The organism is Chloroflexota bacterium (assembly GCA_013152435.1).
Taxonomy (GTDB): Bacteria; Chloroflexota; Anaerolineae; order DUEN01; family DUEN01; genus DUEN01.
This window is the reverse complement of the sequence record JAADGJ010000092.1, coordinates 1-12,811: the sequence shown is the minus strand read 5'-3', so window position 1 is coordinate 12,811 and position 12,811 is coordinate 1. Positions and strand designations below refer to the sequence as shown.

The 12,811-nt window shown below is 63.9% G+C and carries 14 protein-coding genes; 3 read left to right on the top strand and 11 right to left on the bottom strand.

All coding sequences use genetic code 11. The annotated features are described in order from the left end of the window. The 3 genes from GXP39_13160 to GXP39_13150 all read right to left on the bottom strand — a co-directional run. Window positions 1–2,338: peptidase S8 (locus tag GXP39_13160; protein ID NOZ28984.1), on the bottom strand; the 2,338-nt coding region annotated here is incomplete at its 3' end. A 270-nt stretch (window positions 2,339–2,608) separates the two neighbouring features. After that, window positions 2,609–3,241, bottom strand: a complete 633-nt coding sequence (gene nth, locus GXP39_13155; protein NOZ28983.1) for an endonuclease III — start codon at window positions 3,239–3,241, stop codon at window positions 2,609–2,611. Window positions 3,242–3,255: 14 nt separating this feature from the next. Next, window positions 3,256–4,128 carry a PHP domain-containing protein gene (locus GXP39_13150; protein ID NOZ28982.1) on the bottom strand — a complete coding sequence of 291 codons (873 nt, stop codon included), beginning with the start codon at window positions 4,126–4,128 and terminating at the stop codon, window positions 3,256–3,258. A 116-nt stretch (window positions 4,129–4,244) separates the two neighbouring features. On the opposite strand from GXP39_13150, the gene GXP39_13145 reads away from it, so the two are divergent. From GXP39_13145 to GXP39_13135, 3 genes are all read left to right on the top strand, one after another. Then, complete coding sequence (locus GXP39_13145) at window positions 4,245–4,676, top strand: DUF1893 domain-containing protein (protein ID NOZ28981.1); 432 nt, start codon at window positions 4,245–4,247, stop codon at window positions 4,674–4,676. A 62-nt stretch (window positions 4,677–4,738) separates the two neighbouring features. Continuing rightward, window positions 4,739–5,074, top strand: a complete 336-nt coding sequence (gene trxA / locus GXP39_13140) for a thioredoxin (GenBank protein ID NOZ28980.1) — start codon at window positions 4,739–4,741, stop codon at window positions 5,072–5,074. A gap of 484 nt (window positions 5,075–5,558) precedes the next feature. Continuing rightward, window positions 5,559–6,917 (top strand): TrpB-like pyridoxal phosphate-dependent enzyme, encoded by a 1,359-nt coding sequence (locus tag GXP39_13135; GenBank protein ID NOZ28979.1) that lies wholly within the window; start codon window positions 5,559–5,561, stop codon window positions 6,915–6,917. A 109-nt stretch (window positions 6,918–7,026) separates the two neighbouring features. Here GXP39_13135 and GXP39_13130 read toward each other — a convergent pair whose 3' ends face one another. From GXP39_13130 to GXP39_13095, 8 genes are all read right to left on the bottom strand, one after another. Next, entirely contained in the window at window positions 7,027–8,007 is a 981-nt protein-coding gene (locus tag GXP39_13130) for an NAD-dependent epimerase/dehydratase family protein (GenBank protein ID NOZ28978.1), read from the bottom strand. Window positions 8,008–8,009: 2 nt separating this feature from the next. After that, window positions 8,010–8,153 (bottom strand): hypothetical protein, encoded by a 144-nt coding sequence (locus GXP39_13125; protein NOZ28977.1) that lies wholly within the window; start codon window positions 8,151–8,153, stop codon window positions 8,010–8,012. A gap of 18 nt (window positions 8,154–8,171) precedes the next feature. Then, entirely contained in the window at window positions 8,172–8,441 is a 270-nt protein-coding gene (locus tag GXP39_13120; protein NOZ28976.1) for a hypothetical protein, read from the bottom strand. Continuing rightward, window positions 8,438–8,647 carry a hypothetical protein gene (locus GXP39_13115; GenBank protein NOZ28975.1) on the bottom strand — a complete coding sequence of 70 codons (210 nt, stop codon included), beginning with the start codon at window positions 8,645–8,647 and terminating at the stop codon, window positions 8,438–8,440. Before GXP39_13115 ends, GXP39_13120 begins: the two co-directional genes overlap by 4 nt. Window positions 8,648–9,102: 455 nt before the next feature. Next, window positions 9,103–10,110, bottom strand: a complete 1,008-nt coding sequence (locus tag GXP39_13110; GenBank protein NOZ28974.1) for an NAD-dependent epimerase/dehydratase family protein — start codon at window positions 10,108–10,110, stop codon at window positions 9,103–9,105. 119 nt (window positions 10,111–10,229) lie between these two features. Next, complete coding sequence (locus tag GXP39_13105) at window positions 10,230–10,889, bottom strand: Crp/Fnr family transcriptional regulator (GenBank protein ID NOZ28973.1); 660 nt, start codon at window positions 10,887–10,889, stop codon at window positions 10,230–10,232. A 438-nt stretch (window positions 10,890–11,327) separates the two neighbouring features. After that, on the bottom strand, window positions 11,328–11,726 hold the full coding sequence (locus GXP39_13100) for a thioesterase family protein (GenBank protein NOZ28972.1): 399 nt from the start codon (window positions 11,724–11,726) through the stop codon (window positions 11,328–11,330). Between the two features lie 402 nt (window positions 11,727–12,128). After that, on the bottom strand, window positions 12,129–12,811 hold a 683-nt coding region (locus GXP39_13095; protein NOZ28971.1), incomplete at its 5' end, for a cell division protein FtsH.

The following is a 12,811-nucleotide window of genomic DNA, read 5'->3' as shown; positions in this document are numbered from 1 at the left end:
TGACGGCGTATCCGTACTCGTCGGAGATGGCCTGTAGCGGGACGAAGTCGCCATCCGGCTCCTGGATAATGAGCAGGATCATCGCGTTCTCAACGGGTTGATCGTTCCGCAGCAGATGGGTCAGGATGGCGATCCGGTCGCCGCGTTGGAAGACCGTGCGGTCCTCAAACCCGCGCGTCACATCTCGCTGGCGCAGCTGTCCCACTTCCAGTTGATCGGCGACGATCTGGGCGGGCATGGGCGTTGTCCATATCGGCGTGGGCAGCGGAGGCGGCGTGGCCTCCGGTGGCGCGGGCGTCCACGTGGGCGCGATCGTCGGTGTTGCCGTAGGCGTCGATGTCGGCGTGGGCGTATCCGTCGGCGTCCACGTGGGTGTGTAGGTAGGTGTCGGCGTCGCGGTGTGCGTGGGCGTCGCGGTGGGTGTCCACGTGGGCGTGTAGGTGGGCGTCCATGTCGGTGTAGGCGTCGGCGTATCGGTGGGTACCGGTGTGGACGTCCACGTGGGAGTCGGTGTGTGGGTGGGCGTCCACGTCGGCGTGGGCGTATCTGTCGGCGTCCACGTGGGCGTATAGGTAGGTGTTGGCGTTGCGGTGTGCGTGGGCGTCGCCGTTGGGGTCCATGTCGGCGTGCTTGTCGGCGTCGCCGTGGGCGTAGGTGTATACGTGGGTGTCCACGTGGGCGTGTAGGTGGGCGTCCATGTCGGTGTAGGCGTCGGCGTATCGGTGGGTACCGGTGTGGGCGTCCACGTGGGCGTGTAGGTAGGTGTTGGCGTCGCGGTGTGTGTGGGCGTCGCCGTTGGGGTCCATGTCGGCGTGCTTGTCGGCGTTGCCGTGGGCGTAGGTGTATACGTGGGCGTCCATGTCGGCGTGGGCGTCGGTGTATCAGTGGGTACCGGCGTAGGCGTCCACGTCGGTGTGTTCGTGGGCGTGGATGTGAAGGTAGGCGTTGGCAATGGCGTGTTCGTGGGTGTCCACGTCGGCGTGTTCGTCGGCAGTGGCGTTGCCGTGGGTGTGGGCGTGTTCGTGGGCAGCGGCGTGGCCGTGGGGGTGCTCGTGGGCGTCCACGTCGGCGTAGGCGTATCCGTCGGTGTGGGGGTTGGCGTGGCCGAGGTTGTCCAGGCGCCGGTCAGTGCCCGGTAGGCGTTCACCCGGCCGTGCCCGAAGTAGGGATCCCAGCCGGGGTCCCCCAGGTCGTCCGCGCTCTGCTCCAGGATCGTCCACAGATCGCTGGCCGAACGTCCGGGATCCTGGGCCAGCAGGAGCCCGGCGATGGCCGCGACGTGCGGGGCGGCCATCGAGGTGCCGCTCATGGAGATGTAGGAGGAAGTCGAGCCGTCGGTATAGAGCGAGTAGATTTTGGTGGCGGGCGCGGAGACATCGATCCAGTCGCCGAAGTCCGAGTATATGTATCGTGAATCGCTGCTGTCCGTGCCGGCGATGGCCATCACCTGCTCGAATGCCGCCGGATAGAACGGCGTGTCGCTGTTGTAATTCCCCGCTGCTGCGACCAGGAGGACGCCCTGGCTGGCCGCGTATGCCACAGCATCACGCAGGGAGTATGAGTAAGCTGTGCTGCCGAAGCTCATGTTGATCACGCGTGCGCCATGGTCCACGGCGTAGATGACGCCGCGAGCGAAGTCGCTGTAATACCCATAGCATCCCCGGTCGGGATAGTAGCGATCCATCACCTGAACGGGCAGGATCTGCGCCAGAGGGGCCACCCCGGCCATCCCAACGCCGTTGTTGGTCTTGGCCGCGATGATCCCCGTCACATGCGTCCCGTGTCCACAGCGGTCCGTCACATCGGTTGTATCCGTGGTGTAACTGAACCCGGGGAGGAGCTGGCCTTGCAGGTCGGGGTGGTTCACATCCACACCGGTGTCCAGGACGGCGATGATCACTCCCTGGCCGCGAGAATAGTTCCACGCCTGAGCGGCCTGGATCTTCGACAGCGCCCATTGGTACCCGGAGACGTAGGCCGGATCGTTCGGCTCCCATGTGGGGTAGCCGATGTAATCGGGCTCTACATACTCCACGTCGTACCGGGCGGCGATTCGACGTATGGCCTCCATCACATCCAAGCGATCGAACTCGAAAACCGCCATCCGGAGTTGCGGCAGCTCATCGACCAGCCTGCCGCCCAGATCCGCCTGGATCTCACCGGTGATATCGGAAGTCGCTCGAGATCGAAACTTGACGATCACTCTCCCGGGGGCGTACTTCGCCGTGTCTTCCCGGGCGTAAACGATCCCTGATGACGCTGCCGGCCCCATCGCCAACAGCGCGATCAGGATGAGGAGCAGCCAGCCTCCTCCGGGCAGCCGCCCACTCTTCCTCATACTACACCCCTCCCATAAGCCTTTTCGGATGTCATCATAGTGCGTATCCCTTCTCATTCCATCCTAGCTGTTGGGAGGACATATCCCCAGGTTACTCTGGTCCCGGTATGGGCGCCGCGGGGTAGGACGTGGGTACCAAATCAGTAAGCGAATCGTAAAAATACGGAGGCCCGTCATTGATCCGCCCCGGGGCGGCGTGGAAGGGCTTGCCCCGCGAGGATCAGTTGGGCCTCCTTACGTCAGAGGAGATGTGAAGGGAGAGGGAGTGGGCTACATCTCGGCTGAGGGGCAGAGGTCGTTCAGGGGGCAATTCGGACAGTCCGGCTTACGGGCCTGGCAGATCTGCCGCCCGTGCCAGATCATCTGATGGCCGAAGTCGATCCATCGCTCGCGAGGGATAATGCGCATGAGGTCCTGTTCGATCTTCTTCGGATCCTGCTCTCGGGTCAGGCCGAGCCTGCGGGAGACGCGTTTGACGTGCGTGTCCACGACGATGCCTTCCGCCTTGTGGAAGGCGACGCCCAGCACGACGTTGGCCGTTTTACGCGCGACGCCGGGGAGCTGCAGGAGCTCCTCCATCGTGTCCGGCACCCGGCCGCCAAAGCGCTCGAGGATCATCCGGGCCGCGTTCTGGATATGCCGTGCCTTGTTCCGGTAGAAGCCCGTTGGGCGGATATCCTGCTCCAGCTCCTCCGGGTTGGCGAAGGCGTAATCCTCGACCGTGGGATATTTCCGGAAGAGCTCCTGGGTGACCTGGTTGACCCGCTCGTCCGTACACTGAGCCGAGAGGATCGTGGCCACGAGGAGTTCCAGCGGGTTGGTGTGGTGCAGAGCGCATTGGGCGGTCGGATAGGCCTCCTCCAGCCGCCGCAAGATCTCCGCCACGCGTTCGGGTTCCGTCATCTCGTTAGTTGGTTTCATATCCCTTGTCTCGCCGTCTCTCTCAGCGCCTGATAATCCTCCCATGTCATCCCGCACTCGCCCAGGCGGATGTGGGGTGTGCGTTGGCCGTGATAGTCAGATCCGCCCGTGGCCAACAGATGGAGTTCCTCCGCCAGCCTTTGGAACCGCTCGACCATGGCCTCGGCCTGTGCGGCGGGGATCTCCTCGCCATGCACCTGCCGATAGGGGTACCAGACCTCGATGCCTCGCAGGCCTGCCTCCTGCAGTTGGCGGATCACACGTTTGATATCCTGGATGTGGGTGTAGAAGCCGGGATGCGCCAGGGCGGGGAGTCCACCCGCGGCCAGGATGACCTCGATCGCCTGCTCGACGGTGAGGGAGAAGGATCGGGGAACGTAGGTCGGGCTGTGAGGAGAGAGGAGCTGGTCGAAGATCTCCTGCTTGGATCGAAAGCGCCCTGGATTCCGGCGCCATACCACCTCCGCGATGTGTGGGCGCCCCGGCACGCCGCCTGCCAGGGCGAGCACCTCCTCTACGGAGACCTCGATCCCGTGTTCCTGCAGCCGCCTGATCTGCGCGATCTTCTGCTCACGCCGGGCGGCCATCACCCGTTCCAGCGTATCACGCAGGCCGGGATCGCTGGGATTGATCCAGTAGCCCAGGATGTCGATGTCGATCAGGCCCCGTTCCGGTTCCTGCTGGGTGCTGAACTCCAGGGCGGGCACCACCTCCACGCCGTGTTCACGGCCGGCGGCTAACGCCTCTTCCACCCCCAGGATCGAGTCGTGATCCGTCAGGGCGATCGCGCGAAGCCCCTGTTGGGCGGCTTTTCGCACCAATTCGGCCGGCGTGTCCGTCCCATCCGAGCACGTGGAGTGGGTCTGCAAGTCTGCCGCGATTTCCCTTGAGCGCCTTGACATGGGCCGATTATACCCGGATGAATCGGGATTGGACAAGTGTTGGGGGCGCCAGTATAATGGATTCGATGAGCTTTGAAGAGGATATGGCGCAGGCCAAAGATCTGTTGACTGGGGAGGGCGCGCAGTTCGTCCTGGTGAAGGCGGGGCGTGTGCTGGCCCAGAGCCGGGGGGCGGGCGTTAGACCCCTGGTGGAGGCGCTGGATCGCCTGGGCGAGGCGGCGCGGGGGGCGGCCCTGGCCGACCGGATCGTGGGGCGGGCGGTGGCCGTCCTGGCATGTCAGGCTGGCCTGAGCGCCGTTTATGGCGAGTGCTTCAGTGAGGCGGCGCGTCAGACATTGGAAACCGCCGGCGTTCGGGCGTCCTGGAAGGCGCTGGTGCCCGCCATCCTCAATCGAGATCGCACGGATTTATGTCCCCTGGAGCGCTTGACCCTCGCGATCCCGGATGTAGACGAGGCCGCTATGGCCTTGCGTGCTCACCTGAGGGCCACATCTTCTGCCCGGCAAGGTGGATAAGGGGTGATGAAGGTACCAGGGCGCTGGTGGGGATTGGATAGAATCGTCTCAGGAGGGAAGGCATGGCTAAGCCGGTCGTTGTAACGGATGCGACTTTCGAGGAAGAGGTATTGCAATCGGACATCCCGGTGCTGACCGACTTCTGGGCAGAATGGTGTGGACCGTGCAAGATGATCGCCCCGATTCTGGAGGAGATCGCGGAGGAATACGACGGTAAGCTGAAGGTCGCCAAGCTGGATGTCGATCAGAATCCGGCGACGATGACGACCTATGGGATCATGAGCATTCCCACGTTGATCCTGTTCAAGAACGGCGAGGAGGTGGAGCGCCTGATCGGCGCCATGCCCAAGGCTCGCCTGCTGAGCAAGATCAAGCCGCATCTGGAGGCAGGCGAATAGCGATTGACAGCCGGCAGCGCTTGTGCTATACTCCCTTTGCCCAAAGGGCCTGCCGAAGAGATCACATCGCACATAGTGGGTAATGGCGAGGAACCGGGCTAGTAGGTGCCGAAGCGGGACCAAGCGAGTCAGGGAGGGTGTGAGCCTGACGTCAGCGCTGGCACTGAATGGGCCGGGGAGCCGCAGGCTGAACGGCGGTAGGGCTTTGCGATGAAGCTCCTGCGCTGAGTAGGCTGAGCCGGGTGGCTTCCGTTAACGAGCTGAGAGAGGGGAGACCCCTGAGGATCTCCCAAGCAGGGTGGCACCGCGGGTTTAGCTCCCGTCCCTTCGGGGACGGGAGTTTTTGATTTTCGACCCCGCCTCCGCCGGTTCCTCGATCGCCTTTGAGGGGGGAAAGGGCATGGACGATATCCCGGGGAAGTGTGCCGGGATGCGAAGTTTCGATCACCCATCATCATCTCAAGAGAAATGGGAGGAGATCAGCATGGGACAGACGAAGTTCATCCTGTCAGAGCAAGAGCTGCCGACGCAATGGTACAACATCATAGCCGATCTGCCGTTTCCGCCGCCACCGGTGCTGCACCCCGTGACCAAGCAGCCGGCCGGGCCGGACGATCTGGCGCCGCTTTTCCCCATGGCGCTGATTCAGCAGGAGGTGAGCGCGGAGCGGTACATCGATATCCCCGAGGAGATCCAGGAGGTATACAAGCTCTGGCGCCCGACCCCGCTCATCCGCGCCCGGCGTCTTGAGCAGGCTCTGGACACCCCCGCACACATTTACTACAAGTATGAGGGCGTCTCCCCACCGGGCAGCCACAAACCCAACACGGCTGTGGCGCAGGCGTATTACAACAAGAAGGAGGGGACCACACGCATCACTACGGAGACGGGTGCCGGCCAGTGGGGAAGCGCTCTCTCCATGGCTTGTCGGTTCTTCGATATCGAGTGCAAGGTGTACATGGTAAAGGTGAGCTATCACCAGAAGCCGTATCGCCGTGTGCTGATGGAGACCTGGGGCGCTACGGTGGTTCCCAGCCCGAGCGACCAGACGCAGGCGGGGCGCCAGATCCTGGAGCAGGACCCGGATTCGCCGGGCTCCCTGGGGATCGCCATCTCCGAGGCGGTGGAGGAGGCAGCCACCCGTGAGGACACCAAGTACAGCCTGGGCTCGGTGCTCAACCACGTGCTGATGCATCAGACCATCATCGGGCTGGAGACGCTCAAGCAGATGGAGATGGCGGGCGAGTATCCCGATGTCGTGATCGGATGCGTGGGCGGCGGATCCAACTTCGCTGGCATCGCCTTCCCCTTCGTCCGAGAGAATCTGGTCAACGGGAAGAAGACGCGCATCGTCGCGGTGGAGCCGACGGCCTGCCCCTCGTTGACGCGAGGCATTTACGCGTACGATTACGGCGACACGGCCCGCATGACGCCGCTGGTGAAGATGCACACCCTGGGGCACGACTTCGTCCCGGCGGGCATCCATGCTGGCGGCTTGCGGTATCACGGAATGGCTCCGCTGGTCAGCCTGCTCTACGCGAACAACCTGATCGAGGCCCGCGCGTACGGACAGGTGAGCTGCTTTGAGGCAGCCCTCCAGTTCGCTCGGGCGGAGGGCATCGTGCCCGCCCCGGAGACCTCCCACGCGGTGCGGGCGGCCATTGACGAGGCCCTGGCTGCCCGTGAGGCGGGCGAGCCGCGCGTCATCGTCTTCAACTTCAGCGGGCACGGCCACTTCGATCTTTCGGCCTACGACGCGTATCTGCGCGGCGAGTTGGTGGACTACGAGTATCCGGTGGAGCGGGTGCGAGAGGCCCTGGAGCATCTGCCCAAGGTCGAGTGAGTCGCCCAGGCGGAGTTCGTCGACGAGAGGTCCTCTCGCCGACGAGATCTTGGAGGATGACGACAAAGCCCGACGCCATGGCGTCGGGCTTTGCGCGTTCGGCGAGGGGCTACAGGTAGCCGTGATCGCGATACCAGAGGAACGTCTCCCGGATCACCTTCACAGGGTCCGTCGGCGGGAGGCCGAGTTCGGCCTCCGCTTTGCGGCTACTGAAGAAGAAGTAGCGGGTGGACAGGCGAACCTGTTCTGCGCTGATGGGAAGCGGGCGAGGCCATATCCGCTGCGCCCATTCGAACACGGCCGCCAGGGCCGGGACGCACGCGCGCGGGAGGACCCCGATGGGGGGGCGCTGGCCCACGACCTGGGCTGTCATTCGGAGCAGCTCCATGTGGGTGAGGTTCACCCCGCCCAGGATGTATCGCTCTCCCACGCGGCCTCGTTCCGCCGCGGCGATGTGACCGGCCGCCACGGCCGCTACATCCACGAGGTTGAGCCCGCCGGGTAACGCGAAGGGGATCCACCGTCGGTACACCTCCCGGATGAGGGATCCGGAGATGAGATGAACGTCCCGCGGGCCAAGGATCACGGTGGGATTCACGATCACAGCAGGCAAGCCGCGCTTTACCGCCGCCAGCACTTCCTGCTCGGCCAGGTATTTGCTGTGGCCGTAGCGAAACTCCTCCGGCCTCAGATTGAACGACATCGACTCGTCGCCGATGCGGCCGTCCGGGGGCGCCCCCAGCGCGGCGACGGAGGAGGTGTGTACCACCCGCTGGACTTGAGTCGCCAGCGCGGCGGCCATCACACATCGCGTGCCGGTGACGTTCACCCGATAGATCCGATCCGGTTGAGATCGCCAGTAGTCGGCGGCGCCGGCCGCGTGGAACACCCACGTGCAATCCTGCATCGCCCTGCGCAGGGAGTCCTCATCCAGGATATCCCCGACGACCTCTTCGTAAGGGAGGCCCTCCAGGGCGTCCAGACGCGAGGTGGCACGCCGCAGGATGCGCACCGTGTATCCCCGCGCCGTCAATTCGGCGACCAGATTGGCCCCTACGAATCCGGTCGCGCCTGTCACCAACACGCGCATGTTCAGTGGCTCGACAGGATCTCGGTCAACCTCTCCAGCAGCTCTTCCTCGTCGGTCTGCTGTGGGTCGTAGTAGATTATGGCGTAGCGCGCTCGCCGGATCTGCACGTCCTGCACGCCGGCGATCTCCTTCAGCCCAGCGACCACCCGGGTCGCACAGCTACCTCACAACGGGATCCGCGACTCGAAGGCTACCACCGCCAACCCGGCCTCGGGGGTCGGGTACGCGTCCGCGGAGACGGGCCAGGCGAGTGGGGTTTGTGTGGGCTGGGGTGTGCTCGTCGCGATGGGTGTCGCCGTGGGCGCGAGGGTAGGGGCTGTCGTCGCCGTGGGAAGGACCTGCGGCGACTGAGCGGGCGCAGGAGTGGGAGGCACACAGGCTGCCAGCGCGATCACGAGCCCGATGATCCATCCGCATTGCAATCCTCTCTTCATCGAAACACCCCCCATAGCAGGATGAGAATGATCACCACGCCGATCGCGAGGGCGCCCCAGGCCCATGTCGGCCAGTAGCAGCACCGATCGGGATCGTCCGTGGTGGAAGCGTCCGGCTTGGGAGCGAAGCGAATGCCGCAGCGTGGGCACACGGGCGCATCCGCGGGGATCTCCGCTCCGCAGTTGTAGCACTCCATGGTGGGCATTCCCCCTTTCCTGTGGTCGTCTGTTGATGTGAGGAAACGCATCCCTCTAAGAGCGTGTCGGGGTGGAGCCCCTCCGGAAAAAGCCCTTCTTTTGCCTTTGACCTGCCTGGCCTCGGCCTGGGTCCTTCGGGAAGGGCCGAGAAAGGCAGGTGCAGATCGGAAAAGTAGGTTTTCCGTGGAGGGGGCCTCCCCTCCACACCTCCCCCTGTAGAGCTGGTAGCCGAGGAAGATCCTCAGACGCCTTACTGGTAATTTTCGGTGATCTCCCTGTCTAGAGTTGGTGAGCCCACGGGAGACCATTTTGTGAGCAGCGCTGCATGAATGGCGCCTCCTGTGGGCTTTTTCCCAGACGGGGAATTTATCTGCCGCCATCTACCTGTGGACAGGGGCGATTCATGAATCGTCCCTGCCCCGGCAATACCCATGAGGGAGACTACCTAATTTTCAGACACGCTCTAGCTTAGCTTCATCAATTGGCCCAGGGGGCGATCGAAATATCCGTGCTCGCGGAACCAGGAGACCGCGTCGGCGAAGGTGTGCTTCAGGGGACGAGGATGCAGGTTCAGCTCCCGTACGGCCTTGGTCGCGTCGATCCATTGATGAGCCCCCAGGGCTTCCAGAAAGTAGGCCGCCGCCGTCGGCCCCCCTCCTCGCCGGGTCAGGTATATGTCCAACAGGAGGGATGGCCAGCGGAAGATGAAGGCGGGCAGCGTGATCATGGGGCCGGGACATCCCAGGGCGTGGGCAGCCGCTCTGAGCGCTTCCGGAACCGTGATGTTGTGTCCACCGATGAGATATCGCTCGCCGGGCCGTCCGCGCGTCAGCGCGACGACGTGCGCGTGCGCGACATCGCGCACATCCACCACGTTCACCCGGCCATTGACCGCCACTCGTGCGCCTATCCGATCTATGGCCAGCAACAGGGTACCGGTGGTCGGTTTCACATCGCCTGGCCCAAAGACGGCGCTGGGGATCAGCGCGATGGCCTCCAGGTCCGGAGCGGATAGCACGGCTTGCTCCTGGATCCATTTGCAATCCCAATAGGGATGGTGCATTTGCCCGGGCCAATAGTGATCCGCCTCCGTGCCCAGCCGCCCCGGCGGGATCGGGCCGATGGTGCTGATGGAGCTGGTGTATACGAGCCGTCGAACGCCCGCCTCTCGCGCCGCCTGGAGTACGTTCTGGATCTGGCGGCGGGCTCGATCGCAGTGCACCGCGCGCGGGGTCGCCGTGGCAGGGTAGTAGCCCGCCGCATGGACGACGGCCTGGCATCCCTCCATCGCGGCGATGAGGGAGTCCACCGACTCGATGTCACCGAAGGCGCGGTCGACGTCCAGGCCCTCTAAGGCCATCGGATCGCTAGATGGGCGGCTGAAGGCGCGGACGGTGTGGCCGCGCTCTACGGCCGCGCGAGCGATGTGACTGCCGATGAAGCCTGTGGCGCCCAGGACGAGGATGTGCACAGGAATCTCCCCAGGGTGAGTTCCGTCCATCGGAGATGATACCACCGTTCACATGCCCACGCCAAAAAGAAAAGGCGGGGCCATGAAAGCAGCCCCGCCTCTTGTCCACACGCGCTCGCTTACGTGGAGATCCCGGCGATCTCCGCCAATCCGACCGCGTCCAGGATCGTGATCCGGCGATAGCCCAACTCCACCAGCCCCTGGCGTTTGAAATCCCGTAGGATCGAGCTGACCGTCTCCCGATAAGTCCCCAGCGTGTCCGCCAGCGATTGGTGGCTAGTGCCCGTGATGGTGGTCTCCTGATAATTCGCCAGCTCCAGCAATAGCGCCGCCAGCCGCTCAGGCAGCTTCTTGTAGGCCACGTCTTCCAGACGGGACTCCACCTGAGCCAGGCGGCTGCCGAAGGTCTGGAGCAATCCCCATCCCAGGATCGGATATCGATTGGCCATCGCCCGCGCCTCGGCGGCCGGGATCACCCACACCGCGCAGTTGTCCTGCGCCTCGGCGAAGGTGCCCGGAGTATGTGCGTTCAGCAGCGCTCCCTCTCCGAAGACCGCTCCCGATTCCAGGACGGCCAAGACCAGCCTCCGACCCTCTCTCGTCACGCGCACCAGGCGGGCTTTGCCGCTCATCAAGACGAACAGATGGCTCTCCAGCTCCTGTGGCGTGGCTACCGTCTCGCCACGCTTAAAGTGCTTGATCGTTATCGCACGCCCGAAGGCGGGATCTTCTTCGGGTAACTGTGCTAGCACGCGTCGCAGCGTCGTTGATTGGGTCATTGCCCTCATGATGACTCCCTCTCTTCACATGCAATAGCCCCTTACTACATTCATTATAGCACAGAGTTGCCGGGCAGGCAAATCCCTTGTGTAAATAATTCATACAAACCACAGTTTTTGTCTAAAAAGCTGAAGATCGATGTCTTCGAAGGGCGTCGCTCCTCTGGTCCGCCTCATGGATATCAAAGGGATGTCCGGTTGGAGACCCTCACTCATAAAACGGAAGAGGTGGCGAAAATAGTCGCAGCGATGGATGCGGAGACGTCGCATGTGGTGATGGCTCACATCCCGCTGCGGAGTCGCAATGGGCGCGGAAGAGGAGGAGGAAAGGGGGACGAGTCTCTGCGCTCTCGGCGCCTCTGCGGTGAAAGAACCGTTCAACATGTATGCGGCACTTGGACCATCGCCGCGTCACATGAATATGCTCCGGCGGGGGCCTCAGCGCCCCTGTTTCGCCTGTACGCGGTCGAGGAAGCGCTCAACGTTCACGAGCACACGGGTGTGTTCCCCCTCGGCGATGGTCTCCACCTCGTCCTGGGCTGTGACGCGGAACCGCAGCCGGCGCCCATCGATCTCGATGAGCGTCGCCTGGGCCGTCACCCGCATGCCGGGCGGCGTGGGGGCGATATGGCGCACGTGGATCTCGGTGCCCACGGAGGTCTGATCCGCTGGCAGGACGGGGGCCAGGGAGGCTACGGCTGCGCGCTCCATCAGCGCGATCAACACGGGCGTGCCTAGTACGTCGACTGTTCCGCTGCCCACCGCCTGGGCTGTGTCCTGCGCACTGACGACCAGGGTTGCTTCTCCCCGCAGGCCTGTCCGTAGCTCTTTGGGCATCGCTCCCTCCTGATGTGAGAGTGTGTCTGAAAAGTGCGATAGGAACCACCGAGGCACTAAGAGTGTGTCTGAGAAATGCCGTTGCTTCTGCTGTGGGGAGGCCCTCCGGAAAAAGTCCTTCTTCTGCTTTCGACCTGCCTGGCCTCGGCCTGGTCCCCTGGGAAGGGCCGAGAGAGGCAGGTACAGGCCGGAGAAGTGGGGTTTTCGTGGAGGGAAGGTCCCCTCCACACCTCCCCCTGTGGAACTAGTGGTTGAGGGAGACCCTCAGACGCCTTGCCGGTAGATTTTCTAAGACTCCAAGAACGTGAAAGCCCTGGGCGACGTGCGGAGCTGCCCCGGGCGTGGGCCTGGATATGAAAAGGCCGGAGCTATCAAGCCCCGGCCATTTGGAAGACGTTGGGATCAGGCGGGCACCGGTTCGGAGGCGGGCTGTCTGGGCAGATCCTGGAACATGGCCTCGAATTCCTCTCGCTCGATGGTCTCCTCTTTCAGCAGCCGCTGGGCGATCTCGTCCAGCTTGGCCCGATACGCCAGGATGATCTCGCGGGCCCGGCTGTAAGCGGATTCCACGAAGCGCTGTATCTCCCGATCGATCTCCCGGGCCACCTGCTCGGAGTAGTTGCGCTGTTCCGCGATCTCCCGGCCCAGGAAGACCAGCTCGTCCTTCTGCCCGAACTGGAGCGGCCCCAGCCTGTCGCTCATGCCGTACTGCGTCACCATGGCCCGGGCGATCTTGGTGGCCTTCTCCAGATCGTCGGTCGCGCCGTCCGTGATGTCCCCGAAGACGATCTCCTCGGCCGCGCGGCCTCCCAGGATCGCCGCCATCTCATCCTCGAACTTGGAGCGGCTGATCAACACGAAATCGCGCTCCGGGAGCTGGCGGACCTGGCCCAGGCTCATGCCGCGGGCGACGATGGAGATCTTGGCGACCGGGTCGGCCTTGGGAAGCATTCGACGCACCAGGGCGTGTCCGGCCTCGTGGTAGGCGATGATTCGCTTCTCCTCCTCCGAGATCAGCCGGCTGCGCCGCTCCGGACCCGCTACCACCCGCTCAATCGCCTCCTCAAACTCCTCCATCCCTATCG

What these genes read in the sequence shown, in the direction of transcription:
- GXP39_13115 (NOZ28975.1), bottom strand. Translation starts at nt 8,647, where the DNA reads ATGCCCACCATGGAGTGCTACAACTGCGGAGCGGAGATCCCCGCGGAT.
- GXP39_13130 (NOZ28978.1), bottom strand. Translation starts at nt 8,007, where the DNA reads ATGCGCGTGTTGGTGACAGGCGCGACCGGATTCGTAGGGGCCAATCTG.
- GXP39_13120 (NOZ28976.1), bottom strand. Translation starts at nt 8,441, where the DNA reads ATGAAGAGAGGATTGCAATGCGGATGGATCATCGGGCTCGTGATCGCG.
- GXP39_13135 (NOZ28979.1), top strand. Translation starts at nt 5,559, where the DNA reads ATGGGACAGACGAAGTTCATCCTGTCAGAGCAAGAGCTGCCGACGCAA.
- nth (NOZ28983.1), bottom strand. Translation starts at nt 3,241, where the DNA reads ATGACGGAACCCGAACGCGTGGCGGAGATCTTGCGGCGGCTGGAGGAG.
- GXP39_13145 (NOZ28981.1), top strand. Translation starts at nt 4,245, where the DNA reads ATGGCGCAGGCCAAAGATCTGTTGACTGGGGAGGGCGCGCAGTTCGTC.
- GXP39_13100 (NOZ28972.1), bottom strand. Translation starts at nt 11,726, where the DNA reads ATGCCCAAAGAGCTACGGACAGGCCTGCGGGGAGAAGCAACCCTGGTC.
- GXP39_13105 (NOZ28973.1), bottom strand. Translation starts at nt 10,889, where the DNA reads ATGACCCAATCAACGACGCTGCGACGCGTGCTAGCACAGTTACCCGAA.
- trxA (NOZ28980.1), top strand. Translation starts at nt 4,739, where the DNA reads ATGGCTAAGCCGGTCGTTGTAACGGATGCGACTTTCGAGGAAGAGGTA.